Origin of the sequence: Collinsella sp. Sow4_D11 (assembly GCF_052116465.1) — a bacterium.
Classification (GTDB): domain Bacteria; phylum Actinomycetota; class Coriobacteriia; order Coriobacteriales; family Coriobacteriaceae; genus Collinsella.
This window is the reverse complement of the sequence record NZ_JBQKLA010000024.1, coordinates 1-22,135: the sequence shown is the minus strand read 5'-3', so window position 1 is coordinate 22,135 and position 22,135 is coordinate 1. Positions and strand designations below refer to the sequence as shown.

17 protein-coding genes are annotated in these 22,135 nt (G+C 61.7%); 4 read left to right on the top strand and 13 right to left on the bottom strand.

Features of this window, described 5'->3' with window-relative positions; all coding sequences use genetic code 11:
* Positions 1-209: 209 nt before the first annotated feature.
* The 6 genes from ACTQ40_RS08885 to ACTQ40_RS08860 all read right to left on the bottom strand — a co-directional run bounded on the left by ACTQ40_RS08885 (position 210) and on the right by ACTQ40_RS08860 (position 7,275).
* A complete protein-coding gene (locus tag ACTQ40_RS08885; RefSeq protein WP_427719318.1) occupies positions 210-608 on the bottom strand; it encodes a DUF956 family protein in 399 nt (132 codons plus the stop codon).
* A 120-nt stretch (positions 609-728) separates the two neighbouring features.
* Entirely contained in the window at positions 729-1,649 is a 921-nt protein-coding gene (locus tag ACTQ40_RS08880) for a PTS system mannose/fructose/sorbose family transporter subunit IID (protein WP_154518429.1), read from the bottom strand.
* Positions 1,650-1,665: 16 nt separating this feature from the next.
* Complete coding sequence (locus ACTQ40_RS08875) at positions 1,666-2,484, bottom strand: PTS mannose/fructose/sorbose transporter subunit IIC (protein ID WP_055285302.1); 819 nt, start codon at positions 2,482-2,484, stop codon at positions 1,666-1,668.
* Positions 2,485-2,502: 18 nt separating this feature from the next.
* A complete protein-coding gene (locus ACTQ40_RS08870; RefSeq protein ID WP_154518426.1) occupies positions 2,503-3,492 on the bottom strand; it encodes a PTS sugar transporter subunit IIB in 990 nt (329 codons plus the stop codon).
* A 378-nt stretch (positions 3,493-3,870) separates the two neighbouring features.
* Positions 3,871-4,299, bottom strand: a complete 429-nt coding sequence (locus tag ACTQ40_RS08865) for a hydrogenase maturation nickel metallochaperone HypA (protein ID WP_427727363.1) — start codon at positions 4,297-4,299, stop codon at positions 3,871-3,873.
* 198 nt (positions 4,300-4,497) lie between these two features.
* Complete coding sequence (locus ACTQ40_RS08860; protein WP_441563923.1) at positions 4,498-7,275, bottom strand: FAD-dependent oxidoreductase; 2,778 nt, start codon at positions 7,273-7,275, stop codon at positions 4,498-4,500.
* A 189-nt stretch (positions 7,276-7,464) separates the two neighbouring features.
* On the opposite strand from ACTQ40_RS08860, the gene ACTQ40_RS08855 reads away from it, so the two are divergent.
* The 3 genes from ACTQ40_RS08855 (at position 7,465) to ACTQ40_RS08845 (ending at position 10,917) form a co-directional block, all read left to right on the top strand.
* Complete coding sequence (locus ACTQ40_RS08855) at positions 7,465-8,127, top strand: TetR/AcrR family transcriptional regulator (protein ID WP_441560223.1); 663 nt, start codon at positions 7,465-7,467, stop codon at positions 8,125-8,127.
* 62 nt (positions 8,128-8,189) lie between these two features.
* Positions 8,190-9,197, top strand: coding sequence for a DUF5692 family protein (locus ACTQ40_RS08850; RefSeq protein WP_427794084.1), 1,008 nt, complete (start codon positions 8,190-8,192; stop codon positions 9,195-9,197).
* 232 nt (positions 9,198-9,429) lie between these two features.
* On the top strand, positions 9,430-10,917 hold the full coding sequence (locus tag ACTQ40_RS08845; protein ID WP_441563921.1) for a hypothetical protein: 1,488 nt from the start codon (positions 9,430-9,432) through the stop codon (positions 10,915-10,917).
* A 132-nt stretch (positions 10,918-11,049) separates the two neighbouring features.
* Here the strand turns inward: ACTQ40_RS08845 and ACTQ40_RS08840 are convergent, their stop codons facing one another.
* Positions 11,050-11,244, bottom strand: coding sequence for a hypothetical protein (locus tag ACTQ40_RS08840; RefSeq protein WP_441015380.1), 195 nt, complete (start codon positions 11,242-11,244; stop codon positions 11,050-11,052).
* A gap of 133 nt (positions 11,245-11,377) precedes the next feature.
* Positions 11,378-14,005, bottom strand: a complete 2,628-nt coding sequence (gene clpB / locus ACTQ40_RS08835; RefSeq protein WP_154518122.1) for an ATP-dependent chaperone ClpB — start codon at positions 14,003-14,005, stop codon at positions 11,378-11,380.
* 207 nt (positions 14,006-14,212) lie between these two features.
* On the opposite strand from clpB, the gene ACTQ40_RS08830 reads away from it, so the two are divergent.
* Positions 14,213-14,470, top strand: a complete 258-nt coding sequence (locus ACTQ40_RS08830) for a hypothetical protein (protein WP_441563919.1) — start codon at positions 14,213-14,215, stop codon at positions 14,468-14,470.
* A 156-nt stretch (positions 14,471-14,626) separates the two neighbouring features.
* Here the strand turns inward: ACTQ40_RS08830 and ACTQ40_RS08825 are convergent, their stop codons facing one another.
* From ACTQ40_RS08825 to dnaK, 5 genes are all read right to left on the bottom strand, one after another.
* Entirely contained in the window at positions 14,627-16,927 is a 2,301-nt protein-coding gene (locus ACTQ40_RS08825; protein ID WP_441563917.1) for a hydratase, read from the bottom strand.
* A gap of 450 nt (positions 16,928-17,377) precedes the next feature.
* Entirely contained in the window at positions 17,378-17,794 is a 417-nt protein-coding gene (locus ACTQ40_RS08820; protein WP_427719306.1) for a heat shock protein transcriptional repressor HspR, read from the bottom strand.
* 72 nt (positions 17,795-17,866) lie between these two features.
* Positions 17,867-18,832, bottom strand: coding sequence for a DnaJ C-terminal domain-containing protein (locus ACTQ40_RS08815; protein WP_154518131.1), 966 nt, complete (start codon positions 18,830-18,832; stop codon positions 17,867-17,869).
* Between the two features lie 107 nt (positions 18,833-18,939).
* The gene (locus ACTQ40_RS08810) at positions 18,940-19,782 is read right to left on the bottom strand and encodes a nucleotide exchange factor GrpE (RefSeq protein ID WP_441563915.1); all 843 of its coding nucleotides are present in this window, start codon (positions 19,780-19,782) and stop codon (positions 18,940-18,942) included.
* A gap of 2 nt (positions 19,783-19,784) precedes the next feature.
* Positions 19,785-21,677: a molecular chaperone DnaK gene (gene dnaK / locus ACTQ40_RS08805; protein WP_154518137.1), complete on the bottom strand. Its 1,893-nt coding sequence runs from the start codon at positions 21,675-21,677 to the stop codon at positions 19,785-19,787.
* Between the last annotated feature and the right edge of the window lie 458 nt (positions 21,678-22,135).

Here is a 22,135-nt window from a genome sequence, read left to right as displayed (position 1 = left end):
TCCGAGCGGGCAAGCGACGCGCTCGGTGGCGCGACACCGGACGACTACCGGTCGTCGCTGGGGATGGCCGCGATTTAGCGGTCCAGGAAATCGTCCGCAGTCCCGCGCTCAAACTGGGATGATATTTCCCCAGCGAATCCCGCGAAGAGCTACAGGTAGTCATTGGGGACGTTCTTAAATGACTAGTCGTATAAGAACGTCGCAGGCGACTAGTTGCCTTTGTGGAAAAGGCCTTTGATGACGGAGGGGATGCTCTTGGCGCCCTTGGCCGTCACATCGATAAAGTCGGGCGAACGCACAAGCTTATCCTCGTCGACGTACTTGCGAACTGCACGAAGCGTCTCTTTGTCGTCGCGCGTCGAAAACGTAAAGTGGCCGTTATCCTTGGTAAAGATAGCGAAACGCGTGATCTTCTTAGTGCCGCGCAAAACCTCGGCGGCAATATAGTCGACCTCGTCCCACGGAATTTGAATAAAATCCTCGGGATTGCGCTCGTTGTAATACTCGAACGCCTTATTGCCCACCATCACGTTACCGTGGCTGGTAAGCCCCATCAGGCAGGTTGCCGGTGTTGCCAGATCGACCGTGCTGTTCTGAGATTGCGCCATGCGCGCCTCGCCCTCCAAATAAAACAATCGGACCGCATCCAGTGTACCCACCGGGTGCGGTCCGTTTCAATGGCTCAAAAGCCCTTGCCTAGCAACTCTCGGTCTTAAGCCGAAGCGTGCTTACATGAAGCCGCAAACGCGACCGATGATACCGACGGCGAAGAGAGCCAGGATGATGACGATCGGGCTGACCTTCTTCTTGAGCAGCTTGCAGACGAACAGCGTCAGGCACACGGCAGCAAGGCCGGGGATGAGCTGATCGAGGTTAGCCTGAAGCGTGGTGACCTTCACCTGATCAAGGGCGGTAGCACCGACGGAGTTGTACATCGTCAGCGCTTCCTTGATGCCCTCGGCACCGGAAGGCAGGTTAGCCCAGTCAATGAAGGCGCCGGCAGACTGCGTGACCTTGGAGACGACCGGGGTGAAGGAGATGGACACCCAGCGCTCGACCAGGGCGCCGATGATGAACATACCCAGGATGGAAGCACCCTCGGTGACCTTGCCCATCAGACCGCCGGAGAGGTCCTTGGCGATGGAGGAGCCGACCTTATAGCCAAACTCCTGCGTGTACCACAGGAAGGCGTAACGGATGATGTTCCACGCGAAGAAGAACAGCAGCGGACCGGCGATGCTGCCGGACAGGGCCAGGGAAGCGCCCAGAGCGCCCAGGATCGGGCGAAGGGTGAACCAGAAGGCGGGGTCGCCGACGCCGGCGAGCGGGCCCATCATACCGACCTTGACGCCCTGAATGGCGACGTCATCGATCGGCGCACCGTTGGCGCGCTCCTCCTCAAGAGCGAGGGTAACACCAATGACGGGGGCGGAAACATAGGGATGGGTGTTATAGAACTCCAGGTGGCGCTTAAGCGCGGAAATCTGGTCGTCCTTGCTGGTGTAGAGCTTCTTGATCGCAGGGATCATTGCGAAGCACCAGCCGCCATTCTGCATACGCTCGTAGTTCCACGAGCCCTGAAGGAACTGATGACGGAAGCAAACCTTCTTGCGGTCAGCCTTGGTGAGCTGAATCTTGTTCTCTGCCATATGTATCACTCCCCTCCTACTCGTAATCGTTCAGAATGTCGCCGAGCGGGTCACCGGAGCCACCGCCCATGCCGCCACCCTGCTTGGCCAGATCCTTGAGGCCAAGGTAGATGAGGGCAAGGGAGATGCCGATGAGGCCAAGAGCGATCAGCGTGAGCTGAGGGATGGCAGCAAGGACAAAGCCGAGGATGAAGAACGGCCAGGTCTCCTTGGTGGCCATCATGTTGATGACCATGGCGTAACCGACGGAGGCGACCATGCCGCCGCCGACAGCCATGCCGCCGGACAGCCAGTCGGGCATAGCGTTAAGCGCGTTGGTAACCGCCTCGGCCGGGATGATGCACAGAAGTACTGCCGGGATGGCGATACGAAGGCCCTGCATGAGGATGGCGGCGTACTGCCAGCGCTCGATGCCGGAGAAGTCGCCCTTCTCGGCGCAACCGTCCATGGCGTGAGCGATAGCGGTAGCCAGGGTACGGCAGATCATGGTCAGGAACAGACCAGCGACCGACAGCGGGACGGCGACGGCGATGGCGGCGGTAACGGCCTTGGCCGAATCGGTAGCGCCACCGTTGAGGGCGAGCACCATGATGATCGAAGAAGCGACCGAGGCCAGAGCGGCGTCAGGTGCGACGGCGGCGCCGACGTTAGCCCAGCCAAGGGCCATCATCTGGAGCGAACCGCCCAGGAGGATGCCCTCCTGAAGGTGACCGGTTACGAGACCGATAAGCGTGCATGCCACGAGCGGCTGATGGAACTGGAACTCATCCAGAATGCCTTCCATACCGGCAAGCAACGCGACAATCGCAACAAGCAGAATAGTGATTGCAGACATGTATCGGACCCTCCTTTACTATGCTTGAGCGGCCAGTTCGGCCTTAGCTTTCTTCAACATGGCGTCGAGATCCTCGGAGGAATCCGAAGGAACCTTGCGGACCTCGAACTTGACGCCCTTGGCCTTGAGGGCCTCGAGAGTCTTAACGTCGTCATCGCCCATAGCGACGGCGTTGGTGACGACGACCTTGCCCTTGGAGTGAGCCATGGAACCGATGTTGACTTCCTTGATGTCGACGCCGGCCTCGATAGCCTTGAGCAGATCCTGCGGGTTCTCAAAGAGCAGCATGGCCTTGGTGTCACCAAAGCGCGTGTCCTTGACAACCTCGGCCATCTTCTTGATGGGCACGACGTTGGCATGGACTCCCGGAGGGGCAGCCTGCTCGATCATGGTCTTGCGGAGCTCGTCGTGAGCAACGCCGTCGGAAACCACGATGATGCGGTTGGGGTTGATCTGCTTGGTCCACGTGGTGGCCACCTGACCATGCAGCAGACGGGTGTCGATACGGACGTGGGCGATCTTGATGTGCCCATCGCCGATGACCGTTCCCGGAGGGATGGCGCCTGCAGGAGCAGCGGCGGCCGTGGCCGGCTTCTTCTCCTCGGGCTCCAGAGACTCGGGCTTGACGCGCACGCCAGCCTTAGCCTCAGTCACGAGATGTTTTGCGATCGCATGTGCAGTGTTCTTTGCGTCAAAGCGCTGCGAATATGCCTCGATGAGCATAGGCAGGTTGACACCGGTGACGATAGCCCAGGAATCGTGGCCCTCGATGAGACCGCTGATCTGGTTGAACGGCGTGCCGCCCCACAGATCAACGAGGAAGAGCACCTGCTCCTGGTCCTCGAAGGAAGCGATTGCTTCCTCGACCTTGGCACGGAAGTCGTCGGGGCCCATGCTCGGCTCGAGCGAGACCACGGCCACAGACGGCTGATCGCCAAAGACCATCGAGCCCGTCTGCTTGATTCCGGCTGCCAAGTCCCCGTGGCTAGCAAGAACAATACTTACCATCACATAACCTCCTCTTTGTCTACGTATTTCCTACACGACATGAAAGGAGTATACCTGTTCGTCCTGTAAAATTATAGAGAAAAATGCGAATGATTGGATAATTTGTTTAAACGTCTAGGTTTGTTACAAGTTGATTACGTTACTGCTTTTTGACGGATTACACGCCAAGGCGTCACTTATCAAGCCATTCATTTTACAGATACAAGCAGGCTGGTCATTAATATCGATTTTAGGCAAGCGCGAATGCGCTTGTACTGCAGTTATTTTGTTTAAACAGACATAACTTGACTATTAGCGTGACTTATGCACTAACGTAAGTAGTCATTGGGGACGTTCTTAAACGACTAGTCAAACAAGAACGTCCCCAACGACTAGGGGCTAGACGATGTGGAGGGGGTTGGCAGCGTCGACGGCATCGGGGGCGTCGGAGGGGTCATCGGGAACAGTGTCTGCCGGGTCCTCGTCGGGGGTCTCAATCTGCTTGATCATGACCTCCTGGCCCTGCAGTAGGTATGTCTCGCCGCTACCGCAATGGGGACAGATCCTGCCGTGCTCGACCGTCGCATAGTCGCGGCCGCACGCCTCGCAATGCGTCACGGCCTCGACAGGCTCCACGATAAGCTCCGCGCCCTCGGTGATAGGCTTTTTATCTGCCGCCCAGCGCCAAGCGTCGAGCAGCAAGTCGGGAACGACGCCCGAGACCTCGCCCAGCAGCAGCGTGACGCTCGAAACGCGACTCACGCCATTGGCACGCGCCACGTTCTCGACATCGCGAATAATGTGATAGACGATTCCCAATTCATGCAAGGTAGAAACCTTTCAGCAACGGTTGATGCGATGTCAGCCAAACGTCAGCGAGCGGCGATCCAGGTGCCCCAGGTTGCCCCGAAACAAGGCGTCCGCTGGGCTTTTTGCCCGCGGCGCCGCAGTTGAGGGGCAAGATGGGGTATCTGGGCGCCGCGCAGCGTCGGCAGTGCCGCCGTTCGTTAGAACGGCGGAGCCTCATTACTTCTTCCCGAATTTGATCTTGATGGCACGCTTGAGCGCGTACTTGCCCAAGCTGGGGAGCTTTTGCTCGTATTTAACCATCGTGGAGCACTCGGGGCGGTCGCGATCCAGATGGATGGCGTCGAACGCGCACTTGGTGGTGCACAGACCGCAGCCGATACACTTGTTGGGGTCGACGATCGAGGCACCGCAACCCAGACAACGGGCGGTCTCGGCGCGTACCTGCTCCTCGGTAAAGGTCTCGACGTACTCGCTAAAGGGCGCGGCCTTCTCGCGCTCGCGGTCGACATGTGCCACCTCGCGGGTCGCGTTGTCGTAGCTCTCGATCACGGCATCGTCGCGGTCGAGCGCGATGTAGCGGCGCTGGTTGCGGCCGATGGTGAGCGTGGAGCCCGGTTGCACAAAGCGGTGGATGGACACGGCGGCCTCGTGACCGGCAGCGATGGCGTTGATGGCAAAGCTCGGACCGGTGTAGACGTCGCCGCCCACAAAGATGTCGGGCTCGGCGGTCTGGTAGGTCTGAGGATCGGCAAGGGCGCCCTGGCCGCGGCCAAGCTCCACCTTGGAGCCAGCCAGCAGGTCGCCCCACACGATGGACTGACCGATCGACATGACCACGCGGTCGGCGTCGACACGACGCAGGTCGTTCTCGTCGTACTCGGGCGCAAAACGGCCCTCGTCGTCAAAGACACGCGTGCAGCGCTTGAAGGTGATACCGCACACACGACCGGCCTCGTCCAGATGGACCTCCTTGGGGCCCCAGCCGCAGCTGATGTGGGCGCCGTCCTCAACGGCCTCGCGACGCTCCTCCTCGCTGGCGGGCATCTGGGCCTCGCTCTCCAGGCAGAATATCTCAACGTGCTCGGAACCCAGACGGCAGGCGTTGCGCGCGACGTCGATAGCCACGTTGCCGCCGCCCACCACGATGGTGCGGCCGGACAGCGCGTCGATCTTGCCACTGTTGACCTTGCGCAAAAAGTCGACGGCCACGGTCACGTCCTCGGCATCCTCGCCCGGAATACCGGCGAGGCGGCCGCCCTGGCAGCCAATGGCAACATAAAAGGCCTTAAAGCCCTGCTCGCGCAGCTCGTCGAGCGTCACATCGCGACCGACCTCCACGCCATAGCGGAACTCGGCGCCCATCAGGCGAATGACCTCGACCTCGGCCTCGATAACATCCTTCTGCAGCTTAAAGCTGGGAATGCCATAGGTGAGCATGCCGCCCGGGCGCTCATTCTTCTCGAACACGACGGGCTTGTAGCCCTTCTCGGCCAGGTAGAAAGCGCAGGACAGGCCGGCCGGACCGGCACCGATGATGGCGATCTTCTGGTCGAAGCCGCCGGCACGCGTCGGGGTCACCACAGGTGGGACATAGCGGGTCGCGGCATCCAGATCGCGCTGGGCGATAAACTTCTTGACCTCGTCGATGGCCACGGCCTCGTCCACGCGACCGCGGGTGCAGGCATCCTCGCAGCGGCGATTGCACACACGGCCGCAGATAGCGGGCAGCGGGTTCTCGCGCTTGATGAGCGCTAGCGCCTCGTCATAGCGGCCCTGCGCCGCGAGCTTCAGATAGCCCTGAACGGCAATGTGCGCGGGGCAGGCCGTCTTGCAGGGCGCGGTGCCGGAATCGTGTGTCTCGATGCGGTTGTCGTTGCGGTAGTTGGGCGACCACTTGGTGTGGTCCCACTTGGTGGCATCGGGCAGCTCCTGGCGCGGATACTCGGGCACCTGTCCGCCGGCCTTTTTGCTGCAGAGCTTCTGGCCGAGCTTGACGGCACCAGCCGGGCACACCTCAACGCAGCGACCGCAGGCTACGCACTTGTCCTTCTCGACCTTGGCGACATAGGCCGAGCGCGACAGGTTGGGCGTGTTGAACAGCTGCGAGGTGCGCAGGGCGTAGCACACGTTGACGTTGCAGTTGCAGATGGCGAAGATCTTGTTCTCGCCGTCGATATTGGTGATCTGGTGCACAAAGCCGTTGTCCTCGGCCTGGCGCAAGATGTCATAGACCTCCTCACGCGTCACATAATGGCCGCGGTCGGTCTCAACCACATAGTCGGCCATATCGCCCACGGCAATGCACCAGTCGGCGGGGTCGTCGGCACAGCCCTCGCCCATCACACGACGGCTCGCGCGGCAGCTGCAGGTGCTGGCGGCATATTTGCCCTCGTATTTGTCGAGCCAATGCTCGATATGCTCGATCGGCACCGAGGTGCTCGAAGCATCGATAGCCTTCTCGACCGGAATGACGTGCATGCCGATGCCGGCGCCTCCGGGCGGCACCATCGGCGTGGCTTTGGACAGCGGCCCCTTGGACGCCTGCTCAAAGAACTTGGCATAGACCGGATGCTCCTCGAGCTGGTTCACGCGCATGTTGAGGAACTCGGCGGAACCCGGTACCAGCATGGGCAGTACCCACTGCTTGGCGCGCTCGGGATTTTCCCAGTTGTACTCGAGCAGACCCGTGTAGCTCATGTCGTCGAGCATCTTCTCGATCTGGGCCTCGGGCATGCCGGTGAGCTTGACCATCTCGGGCAGCGTATAGGGACGGCGCATCTTCATCTTGCAGAGCACTTCGGCCTGCTCGTCGGTTGCGGCCTCGGCAAACGACCAGTACTCGTAGCCCAGCAGCACGTCGCGATGCAGCAGACGGTTGGTGCAATGCTCGCACAGCTTGACAATGGCCTCGCGCGGATGCTCCGGCAGCGGCGGCACAAACTCCGAACCGATGTCGGGCTCGGTGTAGCTAATTCCCGGTCCGTTGAGAATCATGGTTGTCCCTTCTCTTGCCGCAGCCCGACGAGGCCGCAGCGCCCCTCTTTTTTGCAGGCCGGGCATGCCCCCATGCCGTTCACCCGCCATTGTTGACATTATGTCAAAAATAGTATTGACGAACCGTCAACAATATTCAAGACTATTAGGCGAACGGTCGGGCCCAAACGGATGAAAGGCGGCAAGCGCATGAGCGATAACGCAGCGAACACCCCTGTGGCCGACGCCGTCCCCACGCCCGACAGCGCGGCAAAGCGCCTGACAGGTGACGAGCGCCGTCGCGAGATTCTCGCCGCCGTGCGCGCCGTGAGCTCCGAGCTGGGCGTGTCCCATCTATCCGTCTCGGCCGTGACCAAGCGAGCCGGCTGCACGCGCTCGCTGTTCTACCACTACTTCGTCGACATGGACGCCGCCGTCACCGCCGTCATGGACGAGGCAATCGACGGTTTTATCTCCGAGCTCGAGCAGTGGAATGCCAGCCGCATCGTCGGTGATATCGAGGGCGCACTTGACACCGTCGCCCCGCTCTTTAAGCGCCTGGTTGTGAGCGGCCACGAGCTGCCGAGCACGCTCACCTCGAGCAGCGGCGCGCTCTACGGCGGCTTTCTGCACAACGTGGTCCAGCGCGTGGCGCAATACATCTGCGACACCACCGTGGTGGACTTTGTCGCCCATCATGACCTGCGCATCGACCATGTCTACGAGACGTTTTACACCCTCATCATGGGGCTGTTGATGTACATCCGCACGCACCCCGATGTGCCCGACGAGACGGTTAAGGAGATTATCGCCTCGACACTCCACATCGAGGGCTACACCGCCAAGTATTCCGAGCGCAAGCCCAGGAACTGATGACATTTGGCCAAACTGCCCGCGACGGAAGAGGGGCCGCGGGCGTATGAAAGGAGAGCAGCATGCTGTTCGATGTTTGGGGTAGCGATACCCTTATCCACTGGGCCGGCTGGGCGATGGTCTTTATCGGCTTGATCGTACTCAACGAGGTCGGCCGCCGTACCAAGCTCGGCGCGGCCATCATCTTTGGCGTGGCTCCGCTGGCCATGACCATCTACTGCATCGCCATCGCCGTCGGCGTTTCGCAGGGTGCCGAGTGGGCGCTCACCAACCCCACCCATGTATACCAGAACAGCTGGTTCCATTACGCCAAGGTATACGCGGCGCTGGCCGGCTGCTGGGGCTTCATTGCCATTAAGTACCAGTGGGGCAAGATCGGCAAGGCGCATTGGTTCCGCGCATGGCCGTTTGTGATCGTCGCCATCAACATCTTGATCGCCGTTGTGTCCGACTTTGAGAGCGCCTATCACTTCTTTGTCCTGGGCGAGTCCACCTGGGTCACCTCCGAAGGTGCTACGCAGCTGGCCGGCTGGAACAACGTGTTCAACGGCATCGCGGGCATCATCAACATCTTCTGCATGACCGGTTGGTGGAGCGTCTACGCCTCCGAGGACAAGACCGACATGCTGTGGCCCGACATGACCTGGGTCTACATCATCGCCTACGACATCTGGAACTTCTGCTACACCTACAACTGCCTGCCCACCCACTCCTGGTTCTGCGGCTTTGCGCTGCTGCTGGCGCCCACCGTCGCCGCCTTTATCTGGAACAAGGGCGGCTGGATCCAGAACCGCGCCTTTACGCTGGCCATTTGGTGCATGTTTGCCCAGGTGTTCCCCTACTTCCAGGAGGAGTCCATCTTTGTGACGCACTCCACGCTCGACCCCAACGCCGCCACCGCGGTCTCGATCGTCGCACTGGTCGCCAACATCGCCGCGATCATCTACGTCGCCTACCGTGCCAAGAAGCTCGGCCGCAACCCCTACAAGCAGGATGTCTTTGAGGGCACCAGCGATTGGGAGAAGGCTACCGCTCGCCGCGCCAAGGTTGATTACGCGCACGCCGAGTAACGCGCCTGACGCAAACATCGCTTGAGCACGAAGCGGCATAGCCGGCTCCGCGCAACTCAACGCACTGCAGAGCCCCCGAAGCGTGATTCGTTCGCGTTCCGGGGGCCTTTTGCTGCCGCGAGGATGCGGCTGAACGATACGCTCGGGTTAAATCGGATCTTATATTTCGCATGCGCTTTATATGGCTCCATTTTTGGGTACAGTGTTGAGCCGATATTGCATTGGGGGATATATGAGCGATGAGACACGTGGCCGCGAGGATGCGGCCCAGGATGCGGAAGCATGTGCCGAGGCCCTGGAGAGCCTTGACCGGATTGCGCTAGACGAGCTCTCGTTGAGCGATCTGGCCGTCGACGCGCAGGACGAGGTGCGCGAAGGCACTGAGGACGAAGGCAGCGACGCCAAAGACGCTTCTGACGAGGCCGAAGCCGAAGAGGACGATAGCAAGGACGACGTCCAGTCGGAATCCGCCTCGGGAGAAGAGACCGCCCTGCTTGGCAGCTTGCCTGCCGATGACTCGCTCACCCGCGAGCTTCCTGGCCTGGGTTCTGCGCCGGCCGTCGACGAGACCATCGCCATGGGCGATATTCCCCTGCCGTCCGTTCCCTCGGCACGCGAAGCCGAGGCTCGCCATCACAAGATGTCGCCCAAGCGACGCAATTTGATGGTTGCCGGCGTCGTTGCCGCCGCGCTCGTTGCCGGCGGCGCGGGCTATGCCGCTTGGAACGGATACCAACAAGAACAGGCCGCCGTCGCTGCCGTCAACGCCCACACCATGATGTCGGTGCAGATTGGCGTACATGCCGCAGGGCTCGACTGTTCCACCGGCTCCAAGATTCCCGTGCAGGTGAGCGGGCAAGACTCTGACGGCTCCTCCGTGAGCGAGACGCTCTATGTTGATGAGCACGGTCGCGGTATTAAGCTGCTGCCTGGCGACTATACGCTCTCCATCGCTGGGTCCCCCATCGCAGCTGACGGTACCATTTACACCGTGCCGACCACCAAGGCGCAGGTTAGCGTAAAGAGCGACGGGCAGGACCTGAGCGCTCAGGCATCCTTTAAGCTTAAGGTACCTTCGGCAGACACGGTGACCGACGACCAGATCGATGCCGCGGCCAAGTACGCCGAGGAGGGCGGCGCGAGCTCTGCCGCGGTCGCAAAGGTGCTCCAGCAGGCGGCAACCGCGCGCCGTGACGCCGCCGTCAATGCCATGAGTTCCCGCGAGGCGCAGGCGGCCCGCGACGCCGATGCTCGGCATAAGGCAACGAACCTGTATCAGCTCGATATTCCCGTTGAGTGGTACGGCAAAGTCGCGACTTGGCAAAACGGCAATACGCTGTGCATCTATCTTGCCAGCGACAGCAATACGCCGATCGCGACGCTTGTCGCAGTGCGCGACGGCGAGAGCTTTACGCCCGATAAGGGCGATACGGTTTTAGGTGCGGCAAGCCTTGGCAACGGCTACACGGTCTACGCCAGCGGCCCCGTCTATCCGTATGTGGTGCCCCAGACCATCAACGGGCGCACGCAAGACCCCGTGTCGACCTACCCCATGGACACGGCCATCGAGCTTGTCGAGCTCACAACCGGCAACCGCTATACCTATAGCCAGATCAAGAACGTACTGGTCGACAAAGACGGCAAGGCAGACGCCGCGACCAAACTCGAGACCGACTACCTCGCCCAGATTCTGATGCCAAGCATCAAGGCCCAAGACTAGCCGTCCGCAGCGAGGGTAGCTAATTTGGGACGGGGCTTTTTTAGCTGCCCCGACCGTTAATCGACTAAACCGGCACATTACCAGCCGGGGCAGCTAAAAAAGCCCCGTCCCAAATTAGCTACCCTGCAGGAGTTAGCGCCACGGATCGGCTTCGAACATCGGCTCGCGCTCGGGGCGGCGATCGCTGTAGGGATCGTAGCCGTCGTCGTCCTCGTTCTCGGCACGGATGTAGGGGTCGCGCGGCTTGGGTGCCGGCTTAGGCTCAGGCTTGGGTGCGGCGGGCGCTGACTCAGGCGCCGGTGCGTTCGTCTCGTTCTCGTCTTTCATCTGCATAGCTCCTTGCCATGTACTCACGTTCAACATCATCGATTGTCGCACGAAAAAGGGCGGCGGACCCAATTGGATCCGCCGCCCTTGGCGTTTGGCTCAAAAGGTAGATTTTAAGGCATGGCCCAACAATCTACTCGGCGTCGGGCACCTCGTAGGTGGCAGACGGCGTGTTATCGCACACGACGGTAAAGGCACCGTCCTTGTCGACGTCAACCGTCACCTGATCGCCCTCGCGCACCGTACCGTCGATGATAGCGGCGGCGATGGCGTCCACGACCTCGCGCTGCACCAGACGCTTGAGCGGACGGGCACCAAAGACCGGGTCCAGACCGCCCACGGCGAGCATCTGCTTGGCCGCCGGGGTGATGGCAAGCGTCATGCGCTCCTTGGCCAGACGTGCGCGGACGTCGGCGAGCTGAATATCGACGATCTTTTCGATCTGCGCCATGCCGAGCGGATGGAACACCACGATATCGTCGATACGGTTGAGGAACTCGGGACGGAAAGTCTGAGCCATGGCCGCGTCAACCTGATGGCGCATCTCCTCCTCGTCCTTGCCCGAAAGATCGGCGATAGCCTTGGAGCCCACGTTGGACGTCATGATGATGATCGTGTTCTTGAAGGACACCTGACGACCCTGACCATCGGTCAGACGACCGTCGTCGAGCACCTGCAGCAGCACGTTGAAGACATCCGGGTGAGCCTTCTCCATCTCGTCGAGCAAAATCACGGAGTACGGACGACGGCGCACGGCCTCGGTGAGCTGCCCGCCCTCGTCGTAGCCCACGTATCCCGGAGGCGCACCGATCAGACGCTGGACGCTGAACTTCTCCATGTACTCGGACATGTCGATACGCACGAGCGCGCGCTCGTCGTCGAACAGGCACTCGGCAAGTGCCTTGGCGAGCTCAGTCTTGCCCACGCCGGTGGGGCCCAGGAAGAAGAAGCTGCCGATGGGCTTGTCCGGATCGGAGAGGCCCGCACGGCTACGGCGCACGGCCGCGGCGACGGCGGAGACGGCCTCGTCCTGGCCGATGACGCGCTTATGCAGCTCACCCTCCAGGCCCTTCAGCTTGTCGAGCTCGCCCTGCATCATCTTGGACACGGGCACGCCGGTCCAGGCACTCACGACCTCGGCGATCTCATCGGAGGTCACCTGCTCGTTGAGGCCTTCACCGTCCTGCTGCTTTTGTGCCTCGAGCGCGGCCTCGGAATCCTGAATCTGCTGCTGCAGACCCGGAATCACGGAGTAACGCAGCTCGGACGCACGGCCCAAGTCTCCGTTGCGCGTCGCACGTTCCTCTTCGCTCTTGGCCTCATCGAGCTGGCCCTTGAGCTCCTGCACATGGTCGATGGCGTTCTTTTGGTTGAGCCAACCGGCCTTTTGCACGTTGAGCTTTTCCTGGACCTCGGCGATTTCCTGGCGCAGGGTCTCCAGACGCTCCTTGGAGGCGTCGTCGGTCTCCTTCATGAGCGCCTGCTCCTCAATCTGCAGCTGGGTGAGCTGACGCGTGGTGGCGTCGATCTCGACCGGCATGCTGTCGAGCTCCATGCGCAGGCGGCTTGCCGCCTCATCGACCAGGTCGATGGCCTTGTCGGGCAGGAAGCGGTCGGCGATGTAGCGATCGGAGAGGTCGGCGGCGGCCACGAGCGCGCTATCGGTAATGTGCACGCCGTGGAAGATCTCGTACTTCTCCTTGAGGCCACGCAGAATCGAGATGGTGTCCTCGACGGTAGGCTCGGAGACCATAACGGTCTGGAAACGACGGGCGAGCGCCGCGTCCTTCTCGATGTACTTGCGGTATTCGTCGAGCGTGGTCGCGCCGATCGCGTGCAGGTCGCCACGGGCGAGCGCCGGTTTGAGGATGTTGCCGGCGTCCATGGAGCCCTCGGTGGCACCCGCGCCCACAATGGTGTGGAGCTCATCGATGAACAGGATGACCTTGCCCTCGGACTTCTGCACTTCCTTGAGCACGGCCTTCAAGCGGTCCTCGAACTCGCCGCGGTACTTGGCACCGGCGACCAGCGCGCTCATGTCGAGCTCGATGAGGTCGCGGTCGCGCAGCGTGCTCGGCACGTCGCCGGCCACGATACGCTGGGCGATGCCCTCGACGATGGCCGTCTTGCCGACACCCGGCTCACCGATGAGCACAGGGTTGTTCTTGGTGCGACGGGACAGGACCTGGATAGTACGACGGATCTCGTCGGTACGGCCGATGACCGGGTCGAGCTTGCCGGCACGGGCCAGGTCGCAGATGTTGCGGCCGTACTGCTCCAGTGCCTCAAACTGGGTCTTGTCCTCGGCGGACGTCACGCGGTCATCGCCGCGCAGCTCCTCGTAGACTTGCTCGATACGCTCCTTGGTAACGCCGGCGTCGCGCAGCACGCGGCCCGCCTCACCTTTGTCCTCGGCAAGCGCCATCAGCAGATGCTCGGTCACTACAAAGCTGTCGCCCATCTTGGTGGCCTTTTTCTCGGCCTTCTCGATGACACGGACGAGCTCGTTGGACAGGCCCATCTGCTGGCCCTCGCCCGAAACCTTGGGTGCGCGGTCGATGGCATCTTGCGTGGAGTGTGCAAGCTGGGCTGGGTCGGCGCCGATGCGCTCGATAATCACGGAGATATTGCGCTCGCCGGCACCGAGCAGGGCGGACAGCAGGTGAATCGGCTCCACCGCGCCGGCCTGTGCGTCGGCAGCCGTGCTCATGGCGGTCTGCAACGCCTCGCGCGACGTCATTGCTAGCTTATCGATTCTCATGGAATCACCTCTCTTGGGGCGGCCGCCCTACGGGGCGGCTTCACGTTGTCCGAGAAGTATTGTTGCCAGCTTTGTACGATCTTATACACAAATCTAAGTCTCTATATATAAGATTTTCTGAGTGATTAAGAGATAGGGAGCAGGCACGCTCGCCCGCTGCGGTCTCGTCCCCTTACTATCTCAATCTGTAACATCTAGCGGCTGTTTATGGCTCCAGATGTTACAAATCAAGATGAAATGGCCAGCGGCGCCCGTTTGTCTCAATCTGTAACATCTACTCGGCAAATAGAGCTCTATCTGTTACAAATCGAGACGAACAGAAGACACCCGAATCGAAAATCTAAATCTGTAACACCAGGCCCACTTTTAGCAGCCAAGATGATACAGATCGAGACAAACGGGACCATCACAAAGGTGCCTGCCCCCTTTGTGGCGGTTCTCGACAAAAAGAAGCCGCCCCATTAACAGAGGCGGCATCAAGCAAGTCTATTTATTAGCGTCCCTCAAGACCCAACGAGAACGCAGAAATGTAGCCCGGGGCTTATCCTTTCCCGAACGCGACCCTCGCGAAGCGCGTGAGCGGGCGGGAAAGGATAAACCCCGGGCGGACAATTAAGTGCGTTACTCGGCAGCGGCCTTGAACTTGTTGTAGTTGATCAGGCAGCCGGCCTTGACGATGGCACGCTCCTCAGCCGTCATATCGGCAATATAGAGCTCAATCTGATCGACCGTGCCGTCGGCGCGCACCACGTAGGCGGCGATGTTCTGCAGATCGCCATCGAGCGCGGCACGGATACCCGGCACGAAGACGTAGTCGCCCACCTCAAAGTTGGGCTCGGCCTCCATCTGGAAGGGCACCATGCCCCAGTTCATCACATTGGAGCGATAGCGCTTGGTGGCGTACTCGTGGACGATGTTGGCCAGACCGCCAATCACGCGCTGGCAGCTCGCGGCCTGCTCGCGGGCAGAACCGTCACCGGGCTTCTTGGCATAGAGCATGGAGCCGTACTCGGTCGCCTTGGAATCGGCCACGACGCCGGCGCCGGCCAGCGCCTCAAACACGCCGGCAAGCTCGGCATCGAGTGCCGCCAGATCGCCCGCCGCCTCGCCGGCAACGCGGCGCTTCTCCACGGCGTCGACCTCCTTGGAACGACCCACGTAGGCCGGATCGCGGCGGCTGAGCGTAAACTCTGCCAGGCCCAGCGGGTTGGAGCGGAAGGAGCTCGTCTCGCCCGAGGGAATGAGCTCGTCGGTCGTGGTGACCGGGTCCATGATCTTGGAGCACACCTTGAGCAGGATATCGTCGCCGAGAGGCTCCATCGCGGGCCACGGCTTGATGTTGGGGCCTTCGACCAGCTCGTCGGCAGGCTCTGCCTTGCCAAAGCCCCAGTACACGCGCTTTTTGTACGGCGCGTCATCAAAGGTGTACTCGCAGGCCTCGTCCCAAGTCTCCTCGGGCAGGTCGGTCGCCGGCGTCAGGACGCCGCCGTTGGCAGCTGTCGCCGCAATGGAGCGAGCGTCCATTAGGGCCACGGCGCTCAGCTGACCATTGCCCGGCTTGGAACCCTCGCGGTTGGGGAAGTTGCGCGTGGTGTGGCGGATGGACAGGCCGTTGTTGGCAGGCGTGTCGCCGGCGCCAAAGCACGGACCGCAGAACGCCGTGCGCACGATCGCGCCGGCCTCCATAAGGTCGTAGATATAGCCACGGCGCGTAAGTTCGAGTGCCACGGGCTGGCTCGTGGGATAGACCGATAGCGAGAACTCGCCGCAGCCGGTGTTGGCGCCCTTGAGCACGCGGGCAGCCTGGACCACGGAGTCGTAGTTGCCGCCCGAGCAGCCGGCGATAACGCCCTGTTGCACGTGCAGCTTGCCGTCGACGATCTTGTCGAGCAGGCTAAAGTGCGTCTTGCCCTCGCCGATCTTGGCGGCCTCGAGCTCCACCTCATGCAGGATGTCCTCGAGGCTCTCGTTGAGCTCCTCGATCTCAAAGCCGTTGGAAGGATGGAATGGCAGCGCGATCATGGGCTTGATGCTCGACAGATCGACCTCGACGCAACCGTCGTAGTAGGCGACATCGGCGGGCTTGAGCTCGCGGTAGTCGTCGCCGCGACCGTGCATGGCCAAAAACGCGTGCGTGTCCTCGTCGGTGGCCCAGATGCTCGACAGGCAGGTGGTCTCGGTGGTCATGACGTCGACGCCGTTGCGGTAATCGGTCGTCATGCTCGCGATGCCGGGGCCCACAAACTCCATGACCTTGTTCTTGACATAGCCCTTGGCAAAGACGGCACGGATGATGGCGAGCGCCACGTCGTGCGGGCCGACGCCGGGACGCGGGGCGCCCGTGAGGTAGATAGCGACGACGCCGGGATAGGCAACGTCGTAGGTGTCGCGCAGCAACTGCTTTGCCAGCTCGCCGCCGCCCTCGCCCACGGCCATGGTGCCCAGGGCGCCATAGCGTGTGTGCGAGTCGGAGCCCAGGATCATCTTGCCGCAACCGGCGAAGTTCTCGCGCATAAAGGAGTGGATGACGGCGATGTGCGGCGGAACGAAGATGCCGCCGTACTTTTTGGCCGCGGAAAGGCCAAAGACGTGGTCGTCCTCGTTGATGGTGCCGCCCACGGCGCACAGCGAGTTATGGCAGTTGGTGAGCACGTAGGGCAGCGGGAACTGCTCCATGCCCGAGGCGCGCGCCGTCTGGATGATGCCGACGAAGGTGATGTCGTGGCTCGCCATGGCATCGAAGCGAATCTTGAGCGCCTCGGGGTCGCCGGACGTATTGTGTGCCTGGAGGATCGAATACGCGATGGTGCCGCGCTTGGCATCCTCGGGCGTCTGCGTAATACCGCGCTCGGCAGCCTCGGCCGCAGGCACAACCTCGCTGCCGCCGCGCAGGTAGATGCCGTCCTCGTACAGCTTGACCATTCTGTCTCCCACTCTGCCCAAAAGATTTGGGCGCATAGCATACATTCGTTCAATATCGTGCCATAGAACGGTTGCGAGTGGGTTACGAATCTGCACGTTCACTTTATCTCGGTAAAGTACAGGACAGCCCGATGTGGGTCAGCAGATTTGGTGCAAGAGCGTCCCTTTCGACTAGTCATTTAAGAACGTCCCCAATGACTACCTATAACAACGCCGATGCTTTGGCAACGACAGCGAGCGGGCCCCAATGACTACCAACGACTACTGCATCCGGACCATGGCAACGCCGCAGGTAGAGGACGGACAGCGAGCGCCGCCCAGAGCGAACAAGTTGGCATGAAAAAGGCAAGGCATAGACCTTCTGGTCATGCCTTGCCTTTTGAATGACAAATTGTCGCTCTGGGCGGCGCGCAGCGTCGACCGGTCCGCCGTTCGTTAGAACGGCGGAACCTAGAGATCCCCGCCGGCTCCCAGTAGCTTGCGCATGACCTGTTCGGGATTAACCGAGCCATCGCGCGGGGCCAGGGAGGTGATCTTCTTCTGCATCTTGTACTCGTGCAGCTCGTCCTCGAGCTGGCGCATGCGGGCGCGGAGCTTTTCGTTCTCGCGCTCGCGCTCCTCGGCACGCTCCTTCATATCGAGGATGCGCACCACGCCGGCAAGGTTGATGCCCTCGTCGGTCAGCTGGTTGATGAGCTCCAGGCGCTCGATATCGGCACGCGAATACAGGCGCGTGTTGCCGCCCGAGCGCTGGGGGTTCACCAGACCCTTGGACTCGTAGACGCGCAGAGTCTGCGGATGCATGCCGGTCAGCTCGGCCGCCACGCTGATCATGTACAGCGGTTTGTTCCTATTGTCCTCGGCCATGCTACCTGACCCCTTTCCGTCTCGTTATCGTCCATCATAAGCCCGCGGGCGTGGGCGTGCACCGCGACCGCCCTAGAACGTCGCCTTGTAACGGTTGACCTTCTCGCGGTAGTCGCGCGTGTCGGCCTCGCGCAGCTTGGTCATGGCATCGCGCTCGTCATCGGATAGGTTCGTGGGAACCTGTACCTTGATCTCGACGAGCAGCGCGCCCGTACGGCCACGGTGCTTAACGTCGGGCGCCCCCATCTCCTTAAAGCGGAACTTCTTGCCCGTCTGGGTACCCGCAGGCACTTTCAAACGAACCGTCGCACCGCCGGGCGTGGGCACGTCCACCGTGCAGCCGAGCGCCGCCTCGTAGACCGAGACCGGTACCTCCATGGTCACGTCGGCACCTTTACGCTTAAACAGCGGGTGCTCCTCCACATGCGTGGTCACGACCAGGTCGCCGCGCTCACCTCCGGCAACGCCGTACTCGCCGCGACGTTTGTAACGCAGCTTGCCTCCGTCGACCGCGCCCGCGGGCACCGAGACCGTAATGGTCTGCTGCTCGCCTGTCGAGGGAATGCGATAGGTGACCTTGTGCGTCACGCCGCGAAACGCGTCCTCGGCCGTCACATCGACGGTCAGCGACAGGTCGCCGCCCTTGCGAGCGCGGCTGCGACCCGCGCCGGCACCGGCAGCGCCCGCAGCCCCGGCAAAGCCCGAGCCCCAATCGCTGCCCCAAGCGCCGTTGCCGCTAAAGATGCTGTCGAAGATGTCGCCCCAGCCGCTGGCACCCGCGCCGGCACCGTAGCCGCCGCCATACGCGCCGCCTGCGCCCGGCATGCCGCCAAACATGAGCATCTGGTCGTACTCTTTGCGCTTCTTCTCGTCCGAAAGCGTCTCGTAGGCCTCGCTGATCTCCTTGAACTTGGCCTCGTCGCCGCCGGCGTCAGGGTGATATTTTTGCGCGAGCTTGCGAAACGCGCTCTTGATCTCTTTGTCGGAGGCGCTCTTGGATACGCCCAGGATGTCATAGAAGGTTTTGCCTGCAGCCATCGTAGCTCCTCTCCTGTTTTATCCGTCGCCCAGCGGGCGGCGGTTCATGCTTTCATATGGCACTAGGCCAGAAAGGGCCCCGGGTGTTGCCCCGGGGCCCTTCTCAATTACTCCTCGGTGCTCTCGGCCGTATCGGCCGCAGCATCCTCGGGCGCCGTTTCGGGCTCCGGTGCGGGGCGCTTTTCGCCACCGTAGGTCACCGTCACCATCGCGGAACGCAGGATGCGGTCCGCCATGCGGTAGCCCTTCTGGTACACGTCGTTGACGGTCTCGTCGTACTGCGACGAGTCCTCGACGCGACCCACAGCCTGGTGCTCGAGCGGATCGAACGCCTCGCCCTTGGGGTCGATGGGCTCAACGCCCTCGTGCGCAAAAACATCGAGTAGCTTGGCATGCACCGCGTCGACGCCGTCGACGAACTGCTTAAAGTCGTCGGAAAGCTCTTGGCTGCGAGCATGGTCGATCGCGCGCTCGATATCGTCGACCACCGGCAGCAGCGCAGTGACAAGCTTCTCGGTCGCGCGCTCACGCTCGGCGATACGCTCGCTGGCGGTGCGGCGACGGAAGTTCTCCCAGTCGGCCTGCAGACGGGCGGTGCGCTCGGTGGCGTCCTTCGCCTTGTCCTCGGCAGCCTTCTGAGCCTCTGCCGCAGCATCGAGCTCATTGCGCACGTCGGCAAGCTCCTTCTGGGCCTGCTCGAACTTGAGCTTAAAGTCGTTGTCGGCGGCTTCCTCACCGGCGCGGATAGCGGCTTCCACCATCTCGTCCTCGGTCATCGTCGCCTCCTTGTTGGAATCCTCTACCTGGTTCTCGACAGCCTCGGCGGCCTCGGCCTCGTTGGCCTCGGTATCGTCGACGGCCTCTACGGGAATCTTCACGTCCTTCTCCTCAGAGTCAACGGGGGCGGCTCCAACGGCAGCCGCCTCCGTGCGAGCTTTACGGGCGGACATGATTACTTGTCCTCGTCGTCCACAACCTCGTAGTCGGCGTCGACGACGTCATCGTCGGCAGGCTGGGCGCCGGCGGCACCGTCGGTCTGCTGCTGAGCGTCGGCGTAGACAACCTGAGCCAGCTCGTAGGCCACGGACTGCAGGGACTCGCCAGCTGCCTTGATGGCCTCGACGTCAGAGCCCTCGAGCGCCTTCTTGGCATCGGCGATAGCGGCCTCGGCCTTGGACTTCACGTCGGCGGAAACCTTGTCGCCCAGCTCGTTGAGGGTCTGCTCGGTGGAGTAGCACAGGCTGTCGGTCTGGTTGCGGACCTCGACCTCTTCCTTCTGCTTCTTGTCCTCCTCGGCATGAGCCTCGGCGTCCTTGACCATACGATCGACTTCTTCGTCGGACAGAGCGGTGGAGCCGGAGATGGTGATCTGCTGCTCCTTGCCGGTGCCCTTGTCCTTAGCGGAAACCTTGACGATTCCGTTGGCGTCGATGTCGAAGGTGACCTCGATCTGCGGCACGCCGCGGCGGGCAGCCGGGATACCGGTCAGCTGGAACTTACCGAGCGACTTGTTGTCGCGGGCAAGCTCGCGCTCGCCCTGGAGCACGTTGATCTCGACGCTGGTCTGGTTGTCGGCAGCGGTGGAGTAGACCTCGGTCTTTGAGGTCGGAATCGTGGTGTTGCGGTCGATCATCTTGGTCATGATGCCGCCCATGGTCTCGACGCCCAGCGACAGCGGGGTAACGTCGAGCAGCAGGATGCCCTCGACGTCGCCGGTGAGCACGCCGCCCTGGACGGCAGCGCCGTCGGCAACGACCTCGTCGGGGTTCACGGACATGTTGGGCTGCTTGCCGGTCATGGTCTTGACGAGCTCCTGGACGGCGGGCATACGGGTGGAGCCGCCGACGAGGATGACCTCGGTCAGATCGGAGAGCTTAAGGTTAGCGTCGCGCAGGGCGTTGGTGACAGGCTGCTTGCAGCGCTCGAGCAGGTCGCGGGTGATCTTCTCGAACTCGGCGCGGGTCAGCGTGTAGTTGAGGTGCAGCGGGCCGGACTGGTTCATGGTGATGAACGGCAGGTTGATAGTGGACTGCTGGGCGGCGGAGAGCTCCTTCTTGGCGTTCTCGGCGGCCTCCTTCAGACGCTGCAGGGCCATGGGGTCCTGACGCAAGTCGACACCGTTCTCCTGCTGGAACTTATCGGCCATCCAGTCGATGACGCGCTGATCCCAGTCGTCGCCGCCCAGGTGGTTGTCGCCCGAGGTGGACAGAACCTCAAACACGCCGTCGGCGAGGTCGAGGATGGAGACGTCGAAGGTACCGCCGCCCAGGTCGAAGACCAGGATGCGCTGGTCGGAGCCCTGCTTGTCCAGGCCATAGGCCAAAGCGGCAGCGGTCGGCTCGTTGACGATACGCTTAACGTTGAGGCCGGCGATCTTACCGGCGTCCTTGGTGGCCTGGCGCTGGGCGTCGTTGAAGTAGGCCGGGACGGTGATGACGGCGTCGGTGACGGTCTCGCCCAGATACTTCTCGGCGTCGGCCTTCATCTTTGCGAGCGTCATGGCGCTCACCTGCTCGGCGGTGTATTCCTTGCCCTCGATGTCGACGACGGCACGGCCACCCTGGCCCTCCTTGACCTCATACGGCACGGTCTTGAGCTCGGAGGTGCACTCGGAGTACTTGCGGCCCATGAAGCGCTTGATGGAGAACACGGTGTTCTTGGGGTTGGTGACCGCCTGGTTCTTAGCGGCCTTGCCCACGACGCGATCGCCGTCGGCACGGAAGCCCACGACAGACGGGGTGGTGCGGTCGCCCTCGGCGTTCACGATGATGGTCGGAGAACCGCCCTCGAGAACGGCCATTGCGGAGTTAGTAGTACCAAGGTCGATACCAAGAATCTTGCCCATTAGAAATTCCCTCTCTCTTGTGCGTTTGCACCGACTCGGCGGTCTGCCAAGCGGTCTTTCGGTTTGTCTTTCAGGATGTAGTGTATCCCCTTATGGACCGGAATATACAAAATCTAAGTCAATTCATATAAGATTTCTTATCACTTAGAGTTTAGGTTCTCGAATGCGCAGGTAGATGCGCTGATTGAGTTCTCGGCAAATCTATCGAGATCTATGTAGAGATGGCTGAGGTCTGGGCCGGGGGTGCCTGGGGCTGCTTTACGGAAAGCTCGTCCCGGTTTGAGTGTGGATTCCGGGTCGTAGTTTCTGTCTGAAGGCTCAACCGGAAACCGTATCCCGTTTTGAGAGCGGGACTGCGGACGATTTCCTGGACCGCTAAATCGCGGCCATCCCCAGCGACGACCGGTAGTCGTCCGGTGTCGCGCCACCGAGCGCGTCGCTTGCCCGCTCGGAGTTGA